This window comes from Nostoc sp. DSM 114160, from assembly GCF_053470305.1.
Map to the genome: position 1 here is coordinate 2,014,595 of NZ_JBPFGO010000001.1, position 24,031 is coordinate 2,038,625.

Consider the following 24,031-nt stretch of genomic DNA (forward strand, 5'->3'; position numbering starts at 1 on the left):
TGCATAATCCACCTTCAGATAGATGAGTGAATTAGAATATCATCTTATTACAAAGGTAAGTATAGATATTGAAAAATTTTTCCTGATTTACTGTCAAACTTATATCATGTTCGACTGATTACTTAATAATCAAATATCTCCATGTTCGTATTGGGTTTCACTATTGTTAAACACAACATAAATATGGATAAAATCTTGGGTTTTGTTTTTCAAAGGCCACTTGCTTGATTGTCGGAAAACCCCAGATTTCGCGGTAGCATCTTTAAGAGTTGCTGTGCTGGCGTACCCTTACAGAGAAGCAAGCTACGCCTAGCGCCTCCTTTTGGGAGAAGAGAAGGCTTGACGCTGCACTATCGCCCTTGCTGGCTCCCCAAACTATAGATATTAAAAACATCAACTAGCCTGATATTAGTTTTGTATTAACAGCACAGATAGAAATGAACTCTGCCAGCAGCAATTCATATCGTATCTGGTTAAAGACTTATCATTAAGACGGCAGGGGTAGGGGGAAAAAGGGTTTCCTGATTTTTGCATAAATGCGGGAATTGTAACTAATTAGGCGGACATGATATCAAGGTTGGTTTACGGTAATAATTTTGAAGATTTATTGCTTTTTACGTAATCATACTTTGCCAAGTTGAGGCATTAGAAAGTTCCCTTATAATTCTCTGAAAAACAAGTTCAGTATTGATGTATAAAAAGTATTTAATAAATACTTTTTATACATTCGGGAGAAATGAGTTCCCTAAGACTTGCGGTCATTACGTTCGTTTATAGCTAGTGAAGGATTGCCAAGAATAATCATTGCAGATACTTGGCCAATATTAATGGACTACTCACCTATCAACTACGAACACAACGGCAAGGCATACTATGATTTACAAGATCAAACCCAAAATATTGGTATTAGCAATTGTTCAAGGGATTGCTTTTCAACCAAATAATGCTCCTGTACCATCTGGGTATATTAAAGATATCGGTCAAGCCTACAATGATACTAGAGGTTTTGGTTGGGTGCGTGAAGATAGCTTAGGCAATAGTACACCCACTCCCCTTGATATCCAACTCAATACACGCGATCGCAACCAAAGTAGCATCGATCGGCGGCTAAATAGACTGATTCATCTGCAATATCCTCCTAGCAGTTCGGGGCCAGGAGTCACAATACCTGCTGCTTGGGAATATGCCCTATCTAATGGTTCGTACAATGTGACTGTTAGCGTTGGTGATGCTATTAATAGTGTAGATAGTAAGCACCAAATCAATATAGAAGGGACAGCTGCTATTTCTGGCTTTGTACCAACGGCAACCAAAAAGTTTGCCGCAATTACCCGGATAGTTAATGTTGCCGATGGTAAGCTGACAATTGATGCTAAAGGTGGTAGGAATACCAAGCTCAATTATATTGCGATCGCACCAGGTAATCGTCCCTCGATCAGAACGACCAATCCCAATGATGGTCAAACAAACGTGTCGCCAGATATCTCGATTACAGCAGACCTAAATCTCCCTAACAGTGGGATTGCGGTTAATACTATTTCCGCCTCAACCATCAAGCTGATCGATAGCACTACTAATACACAAGTCAATGCCAATTACAACACTTCCGGTGGTGGAGATGTGATTGTGGTGTCTCCGATAAATCGTCTCAAGAACAATACCAAATATTTGTTACAAATCAGTGACGGGGTTAAAGATAGCAATGGTGCTGCATTCTTACCCTATAGCATCAGTTTTACAACAGGCTCCTTTGTGAACCCAGTAAGCAAGATTACTTTCGAGCAAATCTCACTAGGGAATGTACCTATCAAGCCTTACACCACAGTATTGATTGGGCCTGACAATAAACTCTATGCTGCTACCTTATTAGGTGAGATTTTGCGTTTCCCGATCGATGCTGATGGCACTCTGGGTACGCCACAAACGATTACCTCATTGCAGACTGCAAATGGTGGTAATCGAACGATCGTTGGTATGCACTTCGATCCCTCATCAACAAATGCTAACAACCTAATTCTCTGGGTAACAAATAACTACTACTGGAATGCAACTGTTGATGCGCCAGAGTGGAGTGGTAAAATTACTCGTTTAAGCGGCACCAATCTAGAGACAGTAAAAGACTATGTAGTTGATTTACCGCGATCGAGCCGGGATCATCTCACCAATAGCATTGAATTTAAGCCCAATCAGCCAAACGCGCTCTATGTGTTGCAGGGTAGTAATAGTAGTACGGGCGCACCAAACACTGCCTGGAGTAATCGTCCTGAGCAGTTGTTAAGTGCTGCTGTATTACGAGTAGACCTGTCCAAAATTACCTCACCTCCTTTAAGCGTTAAGACGGAGGATGGAGGTACTTATAACCCTTTTAAACCGGGAGCGCCTGTAACTATCTTTGCTAGTGGTATACGTAATGCCTACGATCTGGTTTGGCATAGCAATGGTCAGTTGTATGTGCCAACGAATGGTTCGGCGGCTGGTGGCAATACGCCAAATACACCTATCCCCCTACCTCTTGCCTGCCACAACCGGATTGATAAGGCTACTAATGGGGCATATACTAGTCCATCTGTGCCTGCTCTTAACAGTCTAGGCACACAGCGAGACTTTTTGTTTCGGGTTGTTAAAAATGGTTATTACGGTCATCCCAATCCGAAGCGTTGTGAGTGGGTGTTGAATGGAGGAAATCCCACAGCTGGTACAGATCCAGTTCAGATCAATGAATATCCCGTTGGTACTGTACCTGACCGGAATTGGAAGGGTATTGCCTTCGATTTCGGAGAGCATATTTCACCTAATGGTATTATTGAATATCGTAGTCATGTTTTAGGTGGTCAGCTGCAAGGCAAACTGCTGGTGACACGCTTCAGTTCAGGGAAAGACATCATTGTGCTAACCCCAGGTGGCGCAAACTTGGATATTGTAGGTTCCCAAATGGGTATTACTGGTTTCACTGGTTTTAATCCAAGTCCATTGGATTTGATTGAGAATCCCACGAATGGAAATCTCTACGTGGCGCAACTCAGTCAAGAGACGGGCATGGGTAAAATTACACTTCTGCGTCCACTTAATTAATATCAGTATCGAGCGATCGCAATCAATTCATGCTTGTACCTAAGAAGGGTTTTTACTCAAACGCAAGCATTGATTTTTGCATTTACTCTCCAACAAGCATTTATCTCATCAGTTAATTTTTCTACTTTTATAGTTCACTCCCAATTACGGTTGCGTTAGAATGCAACCGTAAATTTTTTATGTGCATTTATCCAAATCACCGATTACGCAGCCTCCATAATTTTATAAGCCGCCACTTGGGTTATTATGTTAATACTTATATTCCAAACAATTCGGCCACACTAATTTTCTGCGAAATTTTCGCAGAATTCAATTGAGCCAAAAAACAGCCCCAAAACATTAATTTGCGAATTTACAAAAGCCAGCAGCGGGATTTGAACTCGCGACCTTCCGATTACAAGTCGGATGCACTACCACTGTGCTATGCTGGCAAGTCTGACGTAGGCGTAGCCCACCGTAGGTATCGCTCTTACATTAGCAACCACGATTTATTATTGTACCATAATCCATTTATTTGTCTAGCTGTAAATTCTAAAAAATATCTGCTTCATCCTAAATTAGGCTAAAAGACCAGAAATTTTAGCAATATCGATGCTTTTGTCGGTTGAAATGGTTGTTCTGGCGTTGCCATTCTGAATCACCGATCGAGTTGATAAATTAATATTTATAGCAAATTTATAGCAAAAGCTAACTCAAATCCTGGGCTGAACCCAAAAATACCCGATCGGTTCTAAAACTGTATTTTCTTGGCACGGCTGAATAAAGGAACAGAAATATATAATTATTTTTTACAGATTACAAGCATGGCAGCATTGCTCGGACGAGATTTATTAAGTCTAGCGGACATCAGTCCGGCGGAACTTCAAGAACTCCTGCAATTGGCAACTCAACTTAAATCACAACAGTTGAAGTTGCAGTGTAATAAAGTTTTGGGGTTGTTGTTCTCCAAAGCTTCAACTCGCACGCGCGTAAGTTTTACTGTGGCGATGTACCAACTGGGTGGACAAGTAATCGATCTCAATCCTAACGTCACTCAAGTTAGTCGCGGGGAACCTTTGCAGGATACGGCGCGGGTGTTAGATCGATATTTGGATATTTTGGCAATTCGTACTTTTGCCCAGCAAGATTTAGAAACTTTTGCTCACTATGCCAAGATTCCAGTGATTAATGCGCTTACTGATACAGAACATCCTTGTCAGGTATTAGCGGATTTATTGACGATTCAGGAAACCTTTAACACCCTTGCTGGGTTAACTTTGACCTACGTGGGCGATGGGAATAATATGGCTAATTCTCTGATGTTAGGCTGTGCTTTGGTGGGGATGAATGTTAGAATTGCTACTCCTAGCGGATACGAGCCAGATTCTCAGATTGTAGAACAAGCAAGAGCGATCGCTAATAACAAAACGGAAGTCCTGGTCACTCACGATCCAGAATTAGCAGCTAAGGGTTCTGCTGTACTTTACACTGATGTTTGGGCGAGTATGGGGCAAGAATCTGAAGCCGATAACCGGATGCCAATTTTTCAGCCTTACCAAATTTCAGAGCAGCTATTAAGCCTTGCTGCTCCAGAGGCAATTGTTTTACACTGCTTACCAGCCCATCGTGGTGAAGAAATTACCGGATCTGTTATTGAAGGTTCTCAATCACGAGTTTGGGAACAAGCAGAAAATCGCCTGCACGCCCAAAAAGCTTTGCTTGCTAGTATTTTAGGAGCAGAGTAAAGAATAGGGCACAGGGTATAGGGTATAGTTTTCTTGTTTATAACCTGTACCCTCTAACCTGTAACCTGTAATATTATTATTTGTCAAAAGGCAAAAGAGAAAAAAATAATATTGCTTTTGCCTTTGATATTTTTACTTTTCTCTTGTTATGGGGAGTTTTTTGTAGTACTAATGTTCTAGAGACATTTATAATTACTTCCCGCAAATTTATGGAACGTCTAACGGAAGCTCAACAAGAACTTTACGAATGGTTAGCAGAATACATCAAAACGCACCAGCATTCGCCTTCAATTAGGCAAATGATGCAAGCGATGAACTTGAAGTCACCAGCACCAATTCAAAGTCGTTTAGAACATTTACGCACTAAAGGATATATTGAATGGACTGAAGGACAAGCGCGAACGATTCGGATTTTGCATCCTGTGAAGCAAGGTGTACCAATTTTGGGCACGATCGCTGCTGGTGGTTTAATAGAACCGTTTACTGATGCTGTAGATCATCTAGACTTTTCTAATATCTCATTACCTCCCCAAACCTATGCTTTGCGGGTAGCTGGCGATAGCATGATTGAAGATTTAATTGCTGATGGCGATGTGGTATTTCTGCGTCCAGTAGCAGAACCAAATCATTTAAAAAATGGCACCATCGTCGCCGCCAGAGTTGATGGCTTCGGTACAACTTTAAAGCGTTTTTATCGCCAAGGCGATCGCGTTACCCTAAAACCAGCAAATTCTAAGTACAATCCTATTGAAGTCATGGCTCAACAAGTGCAGGTACAAGGTTCTCTCATCGGTGTTTGGCGAGGTTACAACTGAGTAATAGGGAATGGGGAATAGGGAATAGGGAATGGGAAAGATAAGTACCAATGACCAATGACCAATGACCAATGACCAATGACTAAATGAATATGTACCTGACGAAAAATTCAGTGCAGCAACTGCCCACTTTCCGGTTGAAATTACCGTTTGCAAGGGAAATTTTGGGCAGTTATTACACTCAGCAACCATTACCAGGATGCCCAAGAATGCCTGTGTCTCTGCAATTGCGCCAATATCAGCGAGAAGCGATCGCTAGCTGGTTTACTAACAATGGCAGAGGGACGCTGAAAATGGCTACTGGTAGTGGTAAAACGATTACTGCACTAGCGATCGCTTGTGAATTATATCAGCAGATTAATTTACAAGTTTTATTGGTGGTGTGTCCCTATCGCCATCTCGTCACCCAATGGGCGCGAGAGTGTGAAAAATTTAATTTGCAACCCATTTTAGCTTTTGAGAATTTACGCACTTGGCAAAGTCAACTTTCTGGGCAAATTTATAATCTGCGTTCTGGTTCTCAACGGTTTGTCACCGTGATTACTACGAACTCTACTTTAATTGGAGATGGTTTTCAGTCTCAACTCAAGTATTTTCCTCCCAAAACTTTAATTATTGGGGATGAGGCGCATAATTTAGGCGCACCCAAATTAGAAGAAAGTTTGCCGCGTAGTGTGGGGTTGAGACTGGCTTTATCTGCCACACCGGAAAGGTATTTTGATGATTTTGGCACGCAATCTTTATTTGATTATTTTGGCCCAGTTCTCCAGCCAGAGTTTACTTTGAGGGATGCGATCGCTCAAGGTGCTTTGGTACATTATTTGTATTATCCGGTGCTGGTAGAGTTAACTGAAGCAGAAAGTATTGCTTATTTAAAGCTAACTAAAAGAATTGGGCGATCGCTTCTTTATCGAGATAAAGAAAATGGCGAAGCGGGATTTGAAGACAATGAAGATTTAAAGCCGTTGTTGATGCAAAGAGCAAGATTAATTGGTGCGGCGGAAAACAAATTAAATGCTTTGCGCGATTTAATGATTACTCGCCGCGAAACTAGCCACACACTTTTTTATTGTAGTGATGGTTCCCAAGAGGCGGGACAACGTTCATCTCTACGCCAACTCAAAGCTGTTGCTAAAATTCTGGGAGTGGATTTAGGGTACAAAGTAAGCACCTATACGGCTCAAACAACTTTACAAGAAAGGGAAATATTACGTCATCAATTTGAAAGCGGAGAGTTGCAAGGTTTGGTGGCAATTCGTTGTTTAGATGAAGGCGTCGATATTCCCGCAATTCAAACTGCGGTGATTTTATCAAGTTCTGGTAATCCCCGCCAATTTATTCAGCGACGGGGGCGAGTTTTACGTCCTCATCCAGGTAAAGAACGCGCCACTATATTTGACATGATTGTTTTACCACCAGATTTAGATAGAGAAACTATAGAAGTTGAGCGTAATCTTTTGAAAAAGGAATTACGGCGCTTTGTGGAGTTTGCTGATTTAGCTGATAACGCAGGGGAAGCAAGAATGAAGTTACTTGATTTACAAAAGCGATATGGTTTATTAGATATTTGATGATGAATTATATAGTTGTATTTTTTTGTAAAAATTTTCGATTTTTGAAAAAACAAGCATTAAGTATGAAATAATAAAATAATGAATTAGATAATAATGGGATGTAAGTTGCTTTAAAAATTTTACTTACATCCCATTATGATCTAGATTATTCAATAATAAAGTCTTTTATAAAATAAAATTATAAATTTGGAAAAATAGTTTTGACCAAATTAGAGATAAGGCTAACAGTGGCTTTACGGAGGTAAAGACAGTACTAGAGAAAGTTAAAATATAGAAAAACTATATTTTCAAACCGAAGATGTCACAAGATGCGAATATCGATGATGTGCAAGAGCCAATAAACAGCGCTCCACCGGAGGTACGGCGAATTATTGAGCGGGTATGGAAGCTGGAAAAAGGCAGGCTAGATAAAAAGATTAACAGCCATATAAATGATAATATTTTGGACATTATTAAGGAAGAGGTGCGATGAAGCTGACTTCAATCAAGCTCTGCAACTTTCGCTCCTTTTATGGTACGACACCAGAGATGCTTCTGGCTGGCGGAGATGTTCAAAACACAACAATTATTCATGGGAATAATGGCTCTGGAAAAACCAGTTTACTAAATGCCTTTACTTGGGTATTATATGAAAAATTTAGTGCAGCGTTTGCATCAATAGAACAGTTAGTAAATAAGCGTGCGATCGCAGAAGCTCAAAAAGGTCAAGCTGTAGAATGTTGGGTAGAGATTGGCTGGGAACATGAAGGTAAACGCTATCGAGTTAAACGCGCCTGTCGGGGTTATAAAAACGAAGGTGATTTTGACGCTGGCAAAACTAAATTAACCATGTGGGTTGGTGCGGATGATGGCAAATGGAATATACCAACTCAGCAACCAGACGATATAATTAATCAAATTTTACCCGCTACTTTACATCAATATTTTTTCTTTGACGGCGAACGAATTGAAGAAATAGTCCGTTCTGACAAAAAAGCTGAAATTGCTGAAGCTACAAAAATCTTCTTGGGTGTAGAAGTAATCAACCGTTCTATCAGACATTTGGGAGATGCTAAAAAAGTTCTAGAAAATGAGTTAAAAGCTATTGGTGATTCTGAAATTAAACAACTATTACGACAGCAAGAAAAGATAGAACGCGAACGCGAACGTATTACCAAACGACAAACTGAAATTAAAGAAGAGTTAGAATATCAACAAACCTTTAAAAAAGAGACAAGTAACCGTTTGCGAGAACTGAGCGCTGCTAAGGAATTGCAAGAAAGATGGCAGAATTTAGAATCGCAGAAAGCGACAAATCAAGAAGAATATAAAAAAACTAAAGAAGCACTGAAAAAAGTTATCTCTGCGCGGGGTTATACAGTTTTACTGTCAGAAACTACAGCACAGTTTCGAGGAATTATCAATGATTTGAAGCAGCGCGGCGAGTTAACATCAGGAATTTCGCGGGAATTTGTCAGTGATTTACTCAATTCTCAACGCTGTATATGTGGCGCAGAGTTACATGCGGGTAATCATTTTCATACTCATGTGAGTACTTGGTTAAATAAAGCAGGTTCCTCGGCGGTGGAAGAAACTGCAATTCGGATGAGCGCTCAAGTAGATGAAATTGATAAGCAAGCAATAGGTTTTTGGGAAGAAGTTGACAGAGAACAAACTAGGATTAATCAGTTAAGGCAAAGCATATCTCAAATTGAAGGCGACTTAGATAATATTCAAGAACGGTTGCGAAAAGATGCTAATGAAGAAATTAGCAGTTTGCAAAAACGGCTAGATGAAATTGAAAGTAAAATTGATGAATTAAATCGAGAGCAAGGTGCAAATCAGCAGCAAATTGCTCAACTCACAACTGAGATTGAAGGTTTAAACAAGCAAATTGCCAAGCAAAAGCTGAATGAAGACAAGCAAACTTTAGCACAGCGACGAATTAACGCCGCTCAAGATGCAATTGAACGGTTAACGGAAGTTAGAAATCGTCAAGAACAACAATTTCGCCTGCAACTAGAAAAGCGAGTGCAAGAAATATTTACGGAGATTTCTGTGACTCCTTACATTCCTAAAATTAGTGAAAAATATGAACTGACATTAGTAGAAAATACCACAGGTGTAGAAGCACCAGTTGCAGCTTCTACTGGGGAAAATCAAATTCTCAGTTTATCTTTTATTGCCAGCATTATTGACAAAGTAAGGGAATGGAGTGAGAAGCGAAAAATGATGATGATTCCCGATAGTAGCACTTTCCCAATTGTGATGGATTCACCCTTCGGTAGTTTGGATGAAAATTCGCGGCGACACATTGCGAAGACAATTCCCCAATTAGCGAATCAGTTGATAGTTTTAGTAACTAAAACTCAATGGCGGGGTGAAGTTGAAGCAGAAATGACAAACAGAATTGGTAGAGAATATGTGCTTACGTATTATTCTTCTAAGCCGGATTGCGAACAAGATTATATTGAATTGGGTAGGGAAAGATATCCTTTGGTGAAACAAAGTCCGAATGAGTTTGAGTATACTGAAATTATCGCGGTTGAACGTAATCTTTAAAGGATAAAGTTATGGTTGCGAGTCCAGACAGAAATTATATGTCTCCCCAAGAATACCTGGAATGGGAAGAACGCCAAGAAATTAAATATGAATATATTGATGGTGAAGTTTTCGCCATGACTGGGGGTACTCTTCCTCATAATGATATTGCTTTAAACTTAGCTTCAGCGTTAAAAAGTCACCTGCGAGGAAGTGGGTGTCGTGTGAATATGGCGGATGGGAAAGTAGGTGTCTCTGAAAACGGGCCTTTTCATTATCCCGATGTTGTGGTGAGTTGCGATGAACGGGATAAACAAGCTATTCAATTTCTCCAATATCCTTGTTTAATTGTTGAAGTTCTTTCCCCAAGTACGGAAGCTTACGATAGAGGTACAAAATTTACGCGGTATCGTCGCATTCACACTTTGCAAGAATACGTCCTCATCGATGCTGAAAAAATTGGTTTAGATTGCTTCCGGTTAAATGATAGAGGACTCTGGGAGTTACATCCTTATGAAGCAGGGGATGAGGTTCATTTAACCAGTGTTGATTTTCACTTTCCTATTTCTTTGGTGTATGAAAATGTTCAGTTTCCTAGTTAAATTAGGATTAACCTCGATTCATGATTAGGGGTTTTATGAGTATTAAAACTGAAGCAAATATTGAAGATTTGTACCACTCACCTGACAATTGTAAAGCAGAAATTGTTAATGGAAAATTGGTGCTGATGTCTCCAACTGGATTTTTACCAGGGACGTGCAGGTGGTGAAATTTATGCAAGTTTACGGGATTATGAACGTTTAACAAAAAGTGGTTACGCTTTGCCAGATAATGTCGGTTTTATTGTCAATCTCCCTAATCGTCGTTCTTTAAGTCCTGATGCTGCATTTTATACTGGCAAACCTACAGGTGGCAAGTTCCTTAATGGTGCGCCTGTGTTTGCTGCTGAGGTGAGAAGTGAAAATGATTATGGTGATAAGGCTGAGAAAGATATGGAAAGTAAACGCCGTGATTATTTTGCAGCTGGTACTTTGGTAGTTTGGGATGTGGATGTACTTAAAGAGGAAGTTATCAAAGTATATCGCGCTAGTAATCCTGAAGAACCCCAAATTTATCGCCGTGGTGAGGTAGCCGAAGCTGAACCCGCAGTGCCAGGATGGAGTATGTTCGTGGATAATTTGTTTGTTTAGCGATCGCCTGCATACTAGTATAAAATAATGCAGCAAAAGGTGCGATCGCTTTTGACTTTCGGTTAAGATGGCAACACGGTAAATATTAAAACAATGCCTGCAAACAGAATCAAGATTGCTAAAGATAAAGCTGAGTTGGTGAAATCGCTAGTATCCTCAAAAGACACAACTGGGCCTTTTCAAACTTATGTAGAAGTTATGGTGTTTGCAGCAGCCTTGGGAGCAAAGCAAAAAAAACGAGTTCCTTTAGAAGGAATTGCTAAAGATTTATCTCCATTACGACAAGATTATTTTGCCAGTAGCTTTATTCTGTTAATTAATTTGTTGTCAATCACTGAAACTAAAGACATCAAAATTATAGGTGATGATGATCTAGCTGACGAGCAGCGCATCCATATTTTTGAAGAGTATGCTAACGGTGGACTAGAAATCTTACAAAATAAACTGCATGGAGCGGTAGACTATTCAGAGAGACTTCTATTGGTTCTTAGCTCGGAAAGATTTAAGGAGGAACAACATGAAGAAGAATTTGATTTAAGCAAGTTTTTAGCTTAAATTATCACGCCTAAAATATTTTTTGATTTTTTCCATTTCAAGGCATGCCTAAATATGAGTACATAAAGAGAGTAAACGGTTAAAACTAGATGAACTATCCAATAGTAAAAGTTGCACTCCCTTCATCTCAAATTTTATAGTTTTTACCAACCTAGTTGAATCTTTGCTACCTGAACAGCCGTTTTTACGGCACTTCCACTAGCAGTGATTTTGTAAGGTTTTGCTGGATCTTTGGGATTTGGATCTTTCCTAACTACATTATTCTCCCATAGCTGATTTTCTCTTGACCAATCTAGTTTAGCCAATTTTAAAAGCATTACCTCATCAAAACAATTGTTCTCATCGTCATAAGTAAAGTAGAGTAATCTACCTAAAATTTCCAGCCCAACACTCACACCTAGTAAGCAGTCTTCCTTAAATGCAGTAATTTCCTCAACTGTCAATTTTTCAACAGGACGATCAAAAATATACTTAGTATCAGAGCATTTTGAGAAAAACTGATTCAAACACTCAATTAATACCTCGGCTAACGCATCAGAATCACGATTTAAAAGCTCATCATTTGGATTGTTTGCAAAAGCACAGCTTACAGTCTTAGCTATGTAGTTGCTAGTATAAATGAATTTAGTACCAGAACCAGGAGATGGCTTAACCAACTGCGTTTTACCTTTAAACATAGGCACTTGATCAACTAATTTTTGAGTAATTCCATCACGCCCCAAAGCACCAAATGAGACTAGCAGAGATTTAGGTAAAGGAGCGCTTTGAGCCATATCACGAAAATCTGTTTGGCACTGACGAAAATCACCTTCTAAAACTAGGGTAATTGGAAAAGAGTCTTTACTAATTAAGTCTCGGTCATTGCCTATACTCATTATTAATTCTTGGATGGCGCGAGTGCGATGTTGTCCATCCGTGATGTCTAGAAAAACTGATAGTGGAATCCTGACATAGCACACACCCAAGCCCAAGCGTTTGATCTCAATAATGGTAGGGTTTTGAGGATCGTCTGCCAAATTTGCAGTTAATGTCCCCAAAATCCATTTTTTACCAGCCGTAGCACGATCAATGACGTACTGTTTGATTTCTTCAGCATGTCCTTTAATAACTGGGCGATTCTTACCTGAGTGTGGATCGTTATTTGCTGCATCCGAAGGTTTAGCTTTCAGGAGTGTGGGCAAAAGACTAGCAGGAACATTGATTTGCAACATAGTTCGCCCTCCCTGCTTGAACTCCAGTGCAGGATACCACTTAGAGTCATCGTAGTGTTCATACATGTAAGGCTTGACAATATGTTTAAATAGTTCCTCCTCTGGAACAGGTTGAGGTGTAGTGGTATTGATGGTGTTGATATCAAAGTTTGTCATATAGAAGTTCCTTGCGAAAAAAGAGACAGAAATATTTGCAGCAGAAAAATTTCCCATAGATCAAGAAGTTTAGGGACGAGTAGTCAGAATGCGCCCTGATTCTTGTAGTCAGCTAGTACTGGTTTGCTTGAATATTTGACGCAACTCCTCTAAGCGCACCCATTGAGCGTCTTTTTTTATTTCTATGTATTCCCATCCCCCAACGGAACTACCATTAACCTCTGTCGCTAATGGGCTAGGTAGATCGAATTCTTGCCCCTGAAAAATAATCGTGCCTCTACCGGAAATTTCCATGCTATTTATATAGCTTCGACACAACTCTTTAGCGCGATCGCGTTTGAGTCTGACTCGGATAGGCATACCCTGCTTGGTAATCCCAGCATCGTATAACTGAGTCAGAGTAATGCGAGTGTTATTTCCTTCCAATTCATGAGCTTGATACTCAGGTTTCAGTACTAGTGATAACTGTTTTGCGGATTCTTTAGGTTTGCTGGAATACCCTTGAAAAGATGTTTGCCTGATGCTAGACATTTTATTCATTTGCCAGTGCAGTAGCTGTGTGCGGAGCGCAGAAGGCATTTGCGATAGATCCTCTTCAGTCAGATTAATATTCATGATTTTCTTTCCGTAAATAAGCTCATTCTATATAGCAACTAAAGAAACATTGTAATCCATACTCATAAGTTTTGTATCTATACAAGAAAGTTTTGTGGATAAATTAGGTATTTTTTGGTATGTTATATTTAACAAACAAAATTAGCACTTTTAATCAGCTAGGTTGTCAAAATTAACTTACATAAAACTTCTGATTAGGAAACATCCCAATATCTCAACTTCACGGCAAAGCTAAAAAGTATAATTATGGACATTCCATTTGAGTACGTATTCCCTGCAATTAGAGGAATACAAGCAGGACGGGAATATTACGTATCAATGTGTCCCTTGCGGCTCATCCCCAAGCTCTTCTCTTTTGATGATGAAGAGATTCCGCCAGAAATGAGAGCGCAACGAACACTGAACAAATCCCGTGTACCGGAAATTGCCAAATACATTTTGCACAATCCCACGGGCTATATTTTTTCAGCTATCACGGCATCAATCAACGCCAAGATAACTTTTGAATCTATTGGTTTAGAGGCGGAATCGCAAAAAATTGGGCGATTAAGAGTTCCAATGGATGCTCCGTTTATCATTAATGATGGACAGCATCGAAGGGCTGCTTTTGAACTAGCTCTCAAAGAGAATCCTGAACTGGGGTATGAGACAATAGCAGTTGTCTTCTTCCTGGATATCGGCTTAGAGCGCTCTCAGCAGATGTTTACTGACTTAAATCGCTATGCAGCACATCCCGATCCATCCTTAAATATCCTTTACGATCACCGTGATAAAAAAGCTATACTAGCTCGATCTGTAGTCAAGCAAGTAAAAATTTTTCGCACACTTACACATACTGAGCGCAGTACTTTACCTACCCGTTCTGGTAAGTTATTCACTCTCAGCAGCATTTATAATGCTACACTTGCTCTTCTGGCTAACTATAAAAATGCTGAATTAGAGCAACAAATTGAACTAGCAATACGTTACTGGGAGGCTGTTAGTACCTATATTCCCGATTGGGAGCAGGTTTTAGGGCGTAAAGTTAGTGCAGGCGAAATGCGCCAAGATTACGTCCACAGCCATGCGATCGCATTAGCAGGATTAGGCGGAGCAGGAGCCACACTGATTTCAATTTATCCAGACAATTGGCAAGAGCATCTTCAAAGACTACAAACTATTGACTGGCTACGCTCCAACCCTGATTGGGAAGGGCGCATTATGCACAGTGGACGTATTTCCAAAGCTCGAACTTGCGTTAGTTTTATGACTGCATACATTAAAAAACGTCTTGAATTACCTCTCACAGTTGAAGAAGAGCGTTTAGAAACTGCTCGTATACGCCAAGATAAAACAGATGACGAGAAATCTAAAGATAAATAATAAACCTAAATGTGTAATTTGTGGTGAGGTGATTATACTTCATCCTCATTACAGAAAAGAACACAAAACTTGCCGCCGTTCTGGCTGCATGAAAGCATATAGGAAGCAACATGCTTCTGAACTTGACATTAGTAGAAGAGCAGCACAAAGAGCGGGCAATGAACAAAATGATCTAGAAATGATTCCTTGTAGTGTCTGCGGAGAACATTTTGAAATTATTCAACACACACATTTAAGAAAGCATGGACTAACTTTAGCCCAATATAAACAGGAGTATCCTTTTGCGCCTTTGATGACTGACAAAATGAAAAAATTGCGAGGTAGAGGTTCAATAGTTCAATCTCGTTATTTAAATTATGCAGGCAAGCAAGCTGATAATTATCTATTTGAATTTTTGACAGGAACGCTCTTAGGCGATGGGAGTATTGAAAAGCAACCACACAAAATCAATGCTCGATATGCAGAAGGAGGTAACAATGAACTGTATCTTAAGTGGAAGCATGATTTACTTGAGCAATACTTTCCTTGTTCGTGGAAAGAAAAAATGTCATCTCCACACACTAAAACTGGCAAAAGGTATTATGGATGGTGGATGAGAACAACTGTACATCCTTTACTAACTGAGTGGCATGGCCAATGGTACACAGAAAACAGGAAGATTGTACCACAAAGCTTAATAGACAAATATCTCACGGAATTTGCACTTGCAGTTTGGTTTTGTGATGACGGGCATTCCAGTCCACGCTTTCCTCGCTCATACCTATATACTATGGCATTTTTACCAGAAGAAGTCAGATTTTTATCTGAGTTGCTTCACTCTAGATTTGGACTATTTAATAGTATACTTAATAATAAAAATAAACAGCCTTTTCTTATCTTGTCAGGTAATGCCAGTCACAAAATTAGAGAAATCATTAGGTCTTTTTCAATACCTGGAATGGATTATAAAAGCCAGCAATTATCAGCAAAAAAAAGATATATTAGCAAATAGAATAACTAAAGATTAATTTAAGAAATATTACAGGAGTTTTAAATATGACAGAAAAGCAGTTGTCTATCTTCCCACCACGGACAGTTCAAGACTTAGTAGAAGATATAGAAAAAATAACTAAAGAAATACAATATTTATACTGTCTTGATGCAATACCTTGGATTATAGGGGTATCTTGGGGAAAAGATTCAAGTACAGTATTACAAATAATTTGGAATGCTATTGCTGGGCTTCCAGCAGAAAAACGAACCAAAATAATCCATGTAATTACAACAGATACTCAGGTAGAAAATCCAATAGTCTCTGCTTGGGTTCGCAAGTCTTTAAAACAGCTGAAGGTTGCTGCGAAAGAAAAAGATATACCAATAGAACCTAATCTGCTAAAACCAGAAGTTAAAGACACTTTCTGGGTAAACCTTATAGGTAAAGGCTATCCAGCCCCACGAAATCAATTTCGTTGGTGTACCTCGCGCTTAAAAATTAACCCTGCTAACGAATTCATTCGTAAGATGGTGCGAGCCAATGGTGAAACAATTCTTGTTTTAGGTACTCGCAAAGCGGAGAGTACAAAACGTGCCACCACTATGGAAAAGCATCAAGTAGGTAGAGTACGCGATCGTCTTAGCCCCAATGCCAGTTTACCCAACTCTCTAATTTACACACCCATAGAAGACTGGAGCAACAATGATGTATGGATATATCTAAATCAATGGGAAAATCCTTGGGGACAAAGCAATAAAGAATTATTCAATATGTACCGAGGTGCGACAGCAGATAATGAATGCCCTCTAGTTGTTGATACATCTACACCTAGCTGTGGAGATTCGCGCTTCGGATGTTGGGTTTGTACAATGGTTAGTAAAGATAAGTCAATGGAGGCAATGATCCAAAATGACGAGGAAAAAGAATGGATGCAGCCTCTGTTAGATATTCGCAATGAATTAGATGTTGAAGATGATCGTGATAGAAGAGATTTCCGTCGGATCTGGGGTGAGGTTCAACTTTTTGAACGTAACGTAGATGGTAAAATTGAAGTTGACAATATTCCTGGGCCATATACTAAAGAATGGCGAGAACATTGGCTTAAGCGTGTTCTTTCAGCACAAACTGAAATCCGTAAAAAAAGTCCAAAACAAGTAGACGAGATTACCCTTATAAACTCTCTAGAACTTAACGAAATTCGTAGGATTTGGTTAGAAGAAAAGCACGAATTTGATGACAGCCTACCCCGAATTTATAAGGAAGTTACAGGAGAAAACTTTGACTATGACGATACTTATTATGGCACTGTCAATAGTTTGCTAGGAAGCGATGAATGGGAGGTACTTGAAAAAGTATGTAATGGCGATCCAATGCACTTAGAACTGATGGCGAAGTTATTAGGTACAGAACGTCAGTTTTACACAATGGCCCGTCGCAAGGGCATTTATGATGCTTTAAAGAAATGCTTTGAAAGTAGTTCCCGTTCGCAACAAGAGGCTATGGATAATGCCCACTACAAACGGGACTTAAAAAAGGCAGCCCAAGAAGGTGACGTTGCTACTGTTAAAGAAGTAATTAGCAATTCCAACTACAAAAATAATTCAAAAAAAACTGTGGCAAAAAATGAAGTTTCTAATTCTAAACAACTTACTTGGGCTAGCTTAAAGTTGTCAGTTGATAATAATATAGACTCTGATGAATAGGAGCTATTAAAAATAGTTCCTATTTATAATTAGTTCAATTGTTTGGTTCAGCACTGTGATATTTATCGAACTAGTTCTACAAAATTTTGGGCCATATCTTGGGAGGCAAGTCATTAACTTAGTCCCTAAAAATGATCTTAATGATTGCCCTATTATTCTATTGGGTGGTATGAATGGAGGTGGTAAAACTACCCTTCTAGATGCCATTCGTCTTGCTCTTTATGGACACAGAGCGCAATGTTCTACCCGTGGTAATTTAAGCTATAGTGAATTTCTCAATCAGTCTATTAATCATCACACTAAGCCACAAGAAATTACAACAATAGAACTTGCTTTTGAGCATATAATTGATAATGAAACTCAAGTGTGCAGAGTTATACGCACATGGACAAAGAATCAGCGTAATGGTAAAGACAATTTAGGTGTTTTGGTAGATGATTGGCCAGATGTTTCCCTAGTTAAAATCTGGGATGAGTATATAGAAAATCTTATTCCTTTAGGAATTTCTAACTTATTTTTGTTTGATGGTGAACAGGTAAAAGAACTAGCACAAAATGAAATAACTCCACCTGTTGTAATAAATGCAATTCAATCACTCTTGGGTTTAGAATTAGCAGAAAGATTATCCATAGATTTAGAAATTCTAGTTCATCGCCAACGCAAAGATATAGCTGGCGCTAAAGAGTTAGTTACGTTAGAACAAATTGAAAAACAGCTTGATTACCTGAGAAAAGATTATACATTAGCTAAACAAGAACTAGCCGCTTTACAGAATAGTTTAGATTACAGCCGTAAACAGCACTACTTAGCTCAGGAAAAATTTCTCTCAGAAGGAGGTAAAATTGCAGCAGAAAGTAGTCAGTTAAAACAACAAAGTGATGATTCTAGTGCTGCATTAGAAAAAGCACGCCAAAAAATTATAGAATTGGCATCTGATATTTTACCTCTGACTTTAATTTTACCCCTATTAATACAAGCTCAATCACAAGTAGAAAAAGAATATCGTGCTTCACAAGCAAAAAGTGCGTTGAATGTATTAATAGAGCGAGATAAACGTCTTTTGAATTGCATAAATCAGTTAAACTTGCTAACTGAACAAATTGACAAAATCAAATCTTTTTTGGCATCGGAAAATCAGTATCTTCAACAAGAAATTTGCTCTGATAAAGAATTATGGTTGACAGACGATCCTGAAATACTCAAACAGCTAGATAATCTCCTTCAGCAGGATCTGCCTAGTCAAATAAAACAAGCTCAAGAACAATTAGTTAATATCAGCAATCAAGAAGAAGAAATTCTAGCTATAGAAAAACAACTAGCCACAGCAGCGTCCCCAGAAGAGTATGAAAAGTTAGCTAATGCAGTAAGAAAATCGCAAGCTTTGCTGATTGAAAGTGAAACTGCATACGACGTAGGCCAACGCCAAATAGAAGAGTTAGCGGCTGCAATTGAAAATAAGAAAAAAGATTTACAAGAATATAGTAAACAAAACATAGATAGCAAAAATTACGAACACATCATATACGCTTCTGCAAAAGTTCAAGATACACTCAAGCTTTTTCGTGAGCAATTAGCTATCAAAAAGCTAGGTCAACTTGAAGACGAAATAACTAAACACTTCCGTTTCCTTCTGCATAAATCTGATTTAGTGCATCGTGTCACTATTGACATAAGTACATTCAGCCTTTCCCTTTATGAATTCAATGGTCAACCCGTCCCTAAACATCGCCTCTCTGCTGGCGAAAAACAACTACTTGCGATTGCCTTCCTCTGGGGTTTAGCCAAAGTCTCTGGACTCCGCTTACCAGTAGCTATAGATACACCCTTAGGTAGGCTCGACTCCTCCCATCGCCAAAACTTAGTGGATAAATACTTCCCCGCCGCCAGCCATCAAGTAATTTTACTATCTACCGATACTGAGATTGGCAAGAAAGAAGTAGAAACACTGCGAGAAAACGAAGCGATCGCCCGCGAATATCTCCTCAAATATGACTCCTCTACCCGCCAAACAACCATACAATCAGGATATTTTTGGTAGTAGATATCGTCTAAAAAATTGGCGGAGCGCGATTTTTCTAACTCTAGATATTTACAATATATATAACGACCTTTGAAAAGTAGATTAGCAATTATGAACTCACCACATTTACTAAAAATAGAGCGTGACCTACGTGTTTTGTCATTAGAAGAACTAGAATGGGTTTTAGAACTTATCACAAGACAATTGGAAGAAAAGAAGCAAATATCAGATAGATTTACTGATGTGAAATATATGAATGAACAACTAGCTGCAATGGCTAGTGATTTAGATATACAGGCAGAAATTTCCTCTATAAATAATGAATTTAGTATTACAGAAATGGATGGTTTAGAAAATCTGTGAGCATCGAGAGGGGACAAATTTATTTTGTCAATCTTAATCCAGTGCTGGGTCGAGAACAGGCAGGAACAAGACCAGTTTTAGTTTTATCTATAAATGCTATCAATCAATTACCTTTGGTTGTAACTGTAGTTGTCGGTACGAAAGGAACAAATATTAAGCGTGATTATCCAACTAATATACGAGTCTCTCCAAGTGACAGTGGATTGCTTATAGAAACAGTGTTCTTATGTTTTCAAATTCGTTCTTTAGATCCAAATCGCTTTCCTGCCGATCCATCTGGCAAACTTTCTGATTCCAAGATGCTTGAAGTTGAAACTGCGGTTCGCTACTGTTTGGGTTTATGAGCGAAAATTATCTCAATTTTTAGGAAGATTATGGAATCCCCAATCGAAAGAATTAAACTTTCCCAAACAGCTAAAGACCAACTTACCAAACTTAAACGCAGCACCAAAATCGACCAGTGGAATATTCTATGCCGTTGGGCATTTTGTCGTTCCCTCGCAGAAGCAACCGCACCCTCCCCCGTTCCAATTCCCCAAGATAGCAACGTCGAAATGACTTGGCGCGTCTTTGGCGGCGAAATGTCCGATATTCTCCTCCTCGCACTCAAGCAACGCTGTCACAACGATGGTTATCCCACCGATAAAGAAACCCTCGCCACCCAATTCCGCTTACATTTGCATCGCGGTATTGGCTACTTAGCAGGCGATCCAAATATCAAGAAAATTGAAGATTTAATTGAACTGGCGGTTAAAAATTGAAAGGATATTAGTTGACTGTTAACTATTCACTGTTAACTGACAAATAATATTATGCCTGAAGCGCTAGAAATTGAGCGTCATAGAGCTGCGATCGCTCGCACTGACATATCTCGCCCCGTGCGATTGGCAATAGAATGGGCAATCCTAACTCAAGACACCACTTTTTTTGACTACGGTTGCGGCTACGGTGGTGATGTTCAGCGAGTAAAAAACTTAGGTTACACCAGCGCAGGCTGGGACCCTTACTACTATCCCGATGTAACACGCACCCCCGCTGATGTGGTCAACTTGGGTTATGTCCTCAACGTCATTGAAGACTCAGAAGAACGCCGTCAAAGCTTGATCCAAGCCTGGGAACTCACCGGGAAAGTTTTAATTGTCGCGGCTCAAATCCTGATCAATGCTCCCAGCAAAACCCAACTTGCTTACAATGATGGCATTGTGACGCGCCGCAATACTTTTCAGAAATATTACGAACAAGAAGAACTAAAAACTTATATTGATGAAGTTTTAAATGTAGATGCAGTACCCATAGCACTAGGCGTTTACTTTGTTTTTCGAGACGAAGCTGAAAAAGAAAGTTACAAAGCTATCCGCTTTTTTTCTACTACCTCTACACCGCGAGTCCGCATTCCCACCAAGCGGTTTGAAGACTATCAAGAACAGCTGCAACCCTTAATGGCTTTCTTTACCAAGCGCGGTAGACTACCTGTGAAAGGTGAATTGGAAAATGAACAAGAATTACTGAGCGAATTTGGTAACTTTCGCCGCGCCTTTGGTGTAATTTTACAAGCTACCGATGAGGCTGAATGGGATGCGATCGCTTATCGTCGTTCTCTCGATATCCAAGTTTATCTCGCGCTGACCCACTTCGATCGACGCCCTGCATGGCAAAAGCTAGCCCCAGAAATGCGTCACGATATCAAAGCCTTTTTTAGTAGCTATGAGGAAGCGTGCCTTGTAGCCGATCAAAAGCTTTTCAGCTTGGGTAAACCTGGGGTGATTCAAACTGCTTGCGAAAAAAGCAAAATTGGTAAACATACGCGCGGTGCGCTTTACGTCCATATTTCGGCACTTGCAGCACTTGACCCAGTACTACGAATTTGTGAAGGTTGCGCTAGCCGTACCATTGGGCGTGTCGATGAAGCCACATTAATTAAATATCACACTGATAAGCCGCAAATATCCTATCTGTCTTACCCCCAATTCGACACCGATCCGCATCCGGCATTAAAAGCCAGCATTGGTATTGATTTAAAAACCCTCTCCATAACTCATCGAGACTATGAAACTAGGGCAAATCCGCCGATTTTGCATCGAAAGGAAACATTTGTGATCGGCAACTACCCACGTTACGAAGAATTTGCTAAACTCACCCAACAAGAACAGGAATTAGGATTGCTCAAGGACAAAAGCGACATCGGCACTCGTGAAGGTTGGAAAAAATGCCTAGCTGCCCACAGAGTCGAAATCAGAGGGCATCAGGTTTATTCGATTAAGGAAAATTAAGGAATAATTACTATGTTAGAGCATTGCTGATATGTATCTTAAATAAAGAAAATCTTAGCAGGTTTGTGTGCTTACACGAAATTAGACAGCAGCTATGGCAAGATAACTGCAATTCAATTAAATAAAAAGGAATCTTCAAGATTGTGCAAGTAAATAAATCGCTGCTACGAATTTTTGGCAGCCAGAAGATGGGAGCTTTGTTATTTCTTGGCTTCTCATCAGGGTTGCCGTTATATTTAACCAGTCAGACATTACAAGCCTGGTTGACCAAAGAAGGGATTAGCTTGGCAGCGATCGCCGCTTTTAGTTTAGTAAAGCTGCCCTATTCTTTAAAATTTCTCTGGTCGCCTTTACTAGATAGATTTGTACCGCCTTTTTTGGGGCGACGTAAAGGTTGGTTGGTAATTACACAAGTAGCATTACTGCTAGGTATAGCTGTAATGGGACTACAACACCCATCCCAAGGGCTACAACCTTTAATAATTGCTGCTGTGGCCGTTGCCTTTTTTAGCGCCAGCCAAGACATTTTAGTTGATGCTTACCGCACTGATGTAGTGGAAGTAGAAGAAAGAGGTGCTGGAGCATCTATTTACTTATTAGGTTATCGCATTGCCATTCTCGTAACCGGTTATGTCACTCTATTTTTGGCAGATAGGATGCCTTGGCAAGCTGTTTACTTGTTGATGTCGCTGTTGATGCTCGTGGGCTTAGTAAGTTCTATTTTTGCACCAGAACCAGTCCTACGCGATCGCCCACCTCAGACTTTATCCGCCGCCGTCAAATTACCTTTCATTGAATTTTTCCAGCGTCATGGCTGGCTACAAGCACTTTTAATCTTGGTATTCATTGTGATTTACAAGTTGGGGGATTCTTTGCTAAAGAATGTATCTACCCCATTTTTGTTAGATAAAGGTTTACATTTTACTCAAACCGACATTGCATTTCCTGGTGCGTTGGGAATTTTCGCCACCATTGTTGGCACCTTGGCAGCAGGAGCAATAATGACCAAAATTGGTGTTAATCGTTCGCTGTGGATATTCGCCATATTGCAAGCTGTCGGGAACTTGGCTTTCTTTGCGTTAGCAGTAGTAGGTAAAAACTTCTATCTAATGTTAGCTGCCGTTAATATAGAACAATTTTGTGCTGGTTTAGAAACTGCTGCTTTTGTAGCATTTTTGATGAGTCTTTGTAACCAAAGCTTTTCAGCTACACAGTACGCCTTACTTTCGAGTTTGCAGGCTTTTAGTAGAGATATTCTTACGGCTCCAGCAGGTACATGGGCACAAACCACCGGCTGGTCTACATTCTTTCTACTGACAGCAATAGCTGCTTTGCCGGGATTATTATTATTGCCATTCTTTGCCCCTTGGAATTCAAAGCCAGTGGTAGTATTATCCAGACCAGGACTTGACGACGAAGAAGAGGATATATGGGGAATCAAGTAGTTATTGCTGTCGGCACATTTATTCTCTTACTGACTGGTTTATTACTTGGCTATGTTCTCTCGCAGTTAGTTCTAGGATTTTTAGCATTTAACCTGTTAACTTTTTTTGGAACACTCAGCCTAATTTTAATTTTTGGTACGCTTTATTACGTTTTATTTTGGCAATTGCGAAGAGAACAATCCCGGCCGTCAACTCCATCAACCATCAATCAAGGGATACCAACCCAGGTAGACGATGGTGGATCTGATAGCTATCTCAAAAACAGGCTAATTGCTAAATTATCTGGTGACACTGCAGCAGCCGAACGGTTAATTGCACAGGCAAAAGAGACTTATCCTGGGATGCCGGAGAATTGGTATTGCGAAAGAGTACTTGATGACTTGGAAAGCGATCGCCAGAGGGAGTAGGGGAGCAGCACTTCGACTACGCTCAGTGACCGGGGAGCAGAGGAGCAGGGGAGCAG

General features: G+C 39.8%; 22 protein-coding genes and 1 tRNA gene. 20 read left to right on the forward strand and 3 right to left on the reverse strand.

Going from position 1 to position 24,031, the window contains the following annotated elements:
* Positions 1 to 873: 873 nt before the first annotated feature.
* The gene (locus NSTCB13_RS09110; RefSeq protein ID WP_448272069.1) at positions 874 to 3,072 is read left to right on the forward strand and encodes an Ig-like domain-containing protein; all 2,199 of its coding nucleotides are present in this window, start codon (positions 874 to 876) and stop codon (positions 3,070 to 3,072) included.
* Between the two features lie 359 nt (positions 3,073 to 3,431).
* On the opposite strand, the gene NSTCB13_RS09115 is transcribed toward NSTCB13_RS09110, so the two are convergent.
* Positions 3,432 to 3,503: transfer RNA gene (locus NSTCB13_RS09115), tRNA-Thr, on the reverse strand.
* A gap of 372 nt (positions 3,504 to 3,875) precedes the next feature.
* On the opposite strand from NSTCB13_RS09115, the gene argF reads away from it, so the two are divergent.
* The 9 genes from argF to NSTCB13_RS09160 all read left to right on the forward strand — a co-directional run bounded on the left by argF (position 3,876) and on the right by NSTCB13_RS09160 (position 11,450).
* Positions 3,876 to 4,796, forward strand: a complete 921-nt coding sequence (argF, locus tag NSTCB13_RS09120; RefSeq protein ID WP_448272071.1) for an ornithine carbamoyltransferase — start codon at positions 3,876 to 3,878, stop codon at positions 4,794 to 4,796.
* Positions 4,797 to 5,005: 209 nt separating this feature from the next.
* Positions 5,006 to 5,611: a transcriptional repressor LexA gene (gene lexA / locus NSTCB13_RS09125; protein WP_445629262.1), complete on the forward strand. Its 606-nt coding sequence runs from the start codon at positions 5,006 to 5,008 to the stop codon at positions 5,609 to 5,611.
* Positions 5,612 to 5,703: 92 nt separating this feature from the next.
* Complete coding sequence (locus NSTCB13_RS09130; protein ID WP_448272072.1) at positions 5,704 to 7,182, forward strand: DNA phosphorothioation system restriction enzyme; 1,479 nt, start codon at positions 5,704 to 5,706, stop codon at positions 7,180 to 7,182.
* Positions 7,183 to 7,483: 301 nt separating this feature from the next.
* A complete protein-coding gene (locus tag NSTCB13_RS09135; protein ID WP_167306198.1) occupies positions 7,484 to 7,657 on the forward strand; it encodes a hypothetical protein in 174 nt (57 codons plus the stop codon).
* Entirely contained in the window at positions 7,654 to 9,726 is a 2,073-nt protein-coding gene (locus tag NSTCB13_RS09140; RefSeq protein ID WP_448272073.1) for an AAA family ATPase, read from the forward strand. Before NSTCB13_RS09135 ends, NSTCB13_RS09140 begins: the two co-directional genes overlap by 4 nt.
* 11 nt (positions 9,727 to 9,737) lie before the next feature.
* Complete coding sequence (locus tag NSTCB13_RS09145) at positions 9,738 to 10,307, forward strand: Uma2 family endonuclease (protein WP_448272074.1); 570 nt, start codon at positions 9,738 to 9,740, stop codon at positions 10,305 to 10,307.
* Positions 10,308 to 10,342: 35 nt separating this feature from the next.
* Positions 10,343 to 10,474, forward strand: a complete 132-nt coding sequence (locus tag NSTCB13_RS09150; RefSeq protein ID WP_448272075.1) for a hypothetical protein — start codon at positions 10,343 to 10,345, stop codon at positions 10,472 to 10,474.
* Between the two features lies 1 nt (position 10,475).
* Positions 10,476 to 10,895: a Uma2 family endonuclease gene (locus NSTCB13_RS09155; RefSeq protein ID WP_448273160.1), complete on the forward strand. Its 420-nt coding sequence runs from the start codon at positions 10,476 to 10,478 to the stop codon at positions 10,893 to 10,895.
* Between the two features lie 93 nt (positions 10,896 to 10,988).
* Positions 10,989 to 11,450, forward strand: a complete 462-nt coding sequence (locus tag NSTCB13_RS09160; protein WP_448272076.1) for a DNA phosphorothioation-associated protein 4 — start codon at positions 10,989 to 10,991, stop codon at positions 11,448 to 11,450.
* A 143-nt stretch (positions 11,451 to 11,593) separates the two neighbouring features.
* Here NSTCB13_RS09160 and NSTCB13_RS09165 read toward each other — a convergent pair whose 3' ends face one another.
* Together NSTCB13_RS09165 and NSTCB13_RS09170 are read right to left on the reverse strand one after the other, a co-directional pair.
* Positions 11,594 to 12,817, reverse strand: a complete 1,224-nt coding sequence (locus NSTCB13_RS09165) for a DNA sulfur modification protein DndB (RefSeq protein WP_448272077.1) — start codon at positions 12,815 to 12,817, stop codon at positions 11,594 to 11,596.
* 108 nt (positions 12,818 to 12,925) lie between these two features.
* A complete protein-coding gene (locus NSTCB13_RS09170; RefSeq protein WP_448272078.1) occupies positions 12,926 to 13,432 on the reverse strand; it encodes a hypothetical protein in 507 nt (168 codons plus the stop codon).
* A 246-nt stretch (positions 13,433 to 13,678) separates the two neighbouring features.
* Here NSTCB13_RS09170 and dndB point away from each other — a divergent pair, with 246 nt between their 5' ends.
* The 10 genes from dndB (at position 13,679) to NSTCB13_RS09220 (ending at position 23,975) form a co-directional block, all read left to right on the forward strand.
* Positions 13,679 to 14,794 (forward strand): DNA sulfur modification protein DndB, encoded by a 1,116-nt coding sequence (gene dndB, locus NSTCB13_RS09175; RefSeq protein WP_448272080.1) that lies wholly within the window; start codon positions 13,679 to 13,681, stop codon positions 14,792 to 14,794.
* Positions 14,769 to 15,785: a hypothetical protein gene (locus tag NSTCB13_RS09180; protein WP_448272081.1), complete on the forward strand. Its 1,017-nt coding sequence runs from the start codon at positions 14,769 to 14,771 to the stop codon at positions 15,783 to 15,785. Before dndB ends, NSTCB13_RS09180 begins: the two co-directional genes overlap by 26 nt.
* A gap of 44 nt (positions 15,786 to 15,829) precedes the next feature.
* Positions 15,830 to 17,470: a DNA phosphorothioation system sulfurtransferase DndC gene (gene dndC / locus NSTCB13_RS09185; RefSeq protein WP_448272083.1), complete on the forward strand. Its 1,641-nt coding sequence runs from the start codon at positions 15,830 to 15,832 to the stop codon at positions 17,468 to 17,470.
* 55 nt (positions 17,471 to 17,525) lie between these two features.
* The gene (gene dndD / locus NSTCB13_RS09190) at positions 17,526 to 19,508 is read left to right on the forward strand and encodes a DNA sulfur modification protein DndD (protein WP_448272084.1); all 1,983 of its coding nucleotides are present in this window, start codon (positions 17,526 to 17,528) and stop codon (positions 19,506 to 19,508) included.
* A gap of 93 nt (positions 19,509 to 19,601) precedes the next feature.
* On the forward strand, positions 19,602 to 19,853 hold the full coding sequence (locus tag NSTCB13_RS09195) for a hypothetical protein (RefSeq protein WP_445629300.1): 252 nt from the start codon (positions 19,602 to 19,604) through the stop codon (positions 19,851 to 19,853).
* Positions 19,850 to 20,197, forward strand: coding sequence for a type II toxin-antitoxin system PemK/MazF family toxin (locus tag NSTCB13_RS09200; protein WP_445629301.1), 348 nt, complete (start codon positions 19,850 to 19,852; stop codon positions 20,195 to 20,197). Before NSTCB13_RS09195 ends, NSTCB13_RS09200 begins: the two co-directional genes overlap by 4 nt.
* Before the next feature lie 30 nt (positions 20,198 to 20,227).
* Positions 20,228 to 20,614, forward strand: a complete 387-nt coding sequence (gene dndE / locus NSTCB13_RS09205) for a DNA sulfur modification protein DndE (protein WP_392535149.1) — start codon at positions 20,228 to 20,230, stop codon at positions 20,612 to 20,614.
* Between the two features lie 51 nt (positions 20,615 to 20,665).
* Positions 20,666 to 22,123, forward strand: coding sequence for a DNA phosphorothioation-associated putative methyltransferase (locus tag NSTCB13_RS09210; RefSeq protein ID WP_448272086.1), 1,458 nt, complete (start codon positions 20,666 to 20,668; stop codon positions 22,121 to 22,123).
* A gap of 143 nt (positions 22,124 to 22,266) precedes the next feature.
* Positions 22,267 to 23,568: an AmpG family muropeptide MFS transporter gene (locus NSTCB13_RS09215; protein ID WP_445629304.1), complete on the forward strand. Its 1,302-nt coding sequence runs from the start codon at positions 22,267 to 22,269 to the stop codon at positions 23,566 to 23,568.
* On the forward strand, positions 23,553 to 23,975 hold the full coding sequence (locus tag NSTCB13_RS09220; RefSeq protein ID WP_445629305.1) for an ABC transporter permease: 423 nt from the start codon (positions 23,553 to 23,555) through the stop codon (positions 23,973 to 23,975). Before NSTCB13_RS09215 ends, NSTCB13_RS09220 begins: the two co-directional genes overlap by 16 nt.
* The last annotated feature ends 56 nt before the right edge of the window (positions 23,976 to 24,031 follow it).

Coding starts and splice junctions, on each gene's coding strand:
- NSTCB13_RS09170 (WP_448272078.1), bottom strand. CDS start 13,432: ATGAATATTAATCTGACTGAAGAGGATCTATCGCAAATGCCTTCTGCG.
- NSTCB13_RS09150 (WP_448272075.1), top strand. CDS start 10,343: ATGAGTATTAAAACTGAAGCAAATATTGAAGATTTGTACCACTCACCT.
- NSTCB13_RS09140 (WP_448272073.1), top strand. CDS start 7,654: ATGAAGCTGACTTCAATCAAGCTCTGCAACTTTCGCTCCTTTTATGGT.
- NSTCB13_RS09195 (WP_445629300.1), top strand. CDS start 19,602: ATGAACTCACCACATTTACTAAAAATAGAGCGTGACCTACGTGTTTTG.
- NSTCB13_RS09145 (WP_448272074.1), top strand. CDS start 9,738: ATGGTTGCGAGTCCAGACAGAAATTATATGTCTCCCCAAGAATACCTG.
- NSTCB13_RS09135 (WP_167306198.1), top strand. CDS start 7,484: ATGTCACAAGATGCGAATATCGATGATGTGCAAGAGCCAATAAACAGC.
- dndB (WP_448272080.1), top strand. CDS start 13,679: ATGGACATTCCATTTGAGTACGTATTCCCTGCAATTAGAGGAATACAA.
- NSTCB13_RS09130 (WP_448272072.1), top strand. CDS start 5,704: ATGTACCTGACGAAAAATTCAGTGCAGCAACTGCCCACTTTCCGGTTG.
- dndE (WP_392535149.1), top strand. CDS start 20,228: ATGGAATCCCCAATCGAAAGAATTAAACTTTCCCAAACAGCTAAAGAC.
- NSTCB13_RS09210 (WP_448272086.1), top strand. CDS start 20,666: ATGCCTGAAGCGCTAGAAATTGAGCGTCATAGAGCTGCGATCGCTCGC.
- argF (WP_448272071.1), top strand. CDS start 3,876: ATGGCAGCATTGCTCGGACGAGATTTATTAAGTCTAGCGGACATCAGT.
- NSTCB13_RS09110 (WP_448272069.1), top strand. CDS start 874: ATGATTTACAAGATCAAACCCAAAATATTGGTATTAGCAATTGTTCAA.
- NSTCB13_RS09180 (WP_448272081.1), top strand. CDS start 14,769: ATGACGAGAAATCTAAAGATAAATAATAAACCTAAATGTGTAATTTGT.
- lexA (WP_445629262.1), top strand. CDS start 5,006: ATGGAACGTCTAACGGAAGCTCAACAAGAACTTTACGAATGGTTAGCA.
- dndC (WP_448272083.1), top strand. CDS start 15,830: ATGACAGAAAAGCAGTTGTCTATCTTCCCACCACGGACAGTTCAAGAC.
- NSTCB13_RS09165 (WP_448272077.1), bottom strand. CDS start 12,817: ATGACAAACTTTGATATCAACACCATCAATACCACTACACCTCAACCT.
- NSTCB13_RS09220 (WP_445629305.1), top strand. CDS start 23,553: ATGGGGAATCAAGTAGTTATTGCTGTCGGCACATTTATTCTCTTACTG.
- NSTCB13_RS09160 (WP_448272076.1), top strand. CDS start 10,989: ATGCCTGCAAACAGAATCAAGATTGCTAAAGATAAAGCTGAGTTGGTG.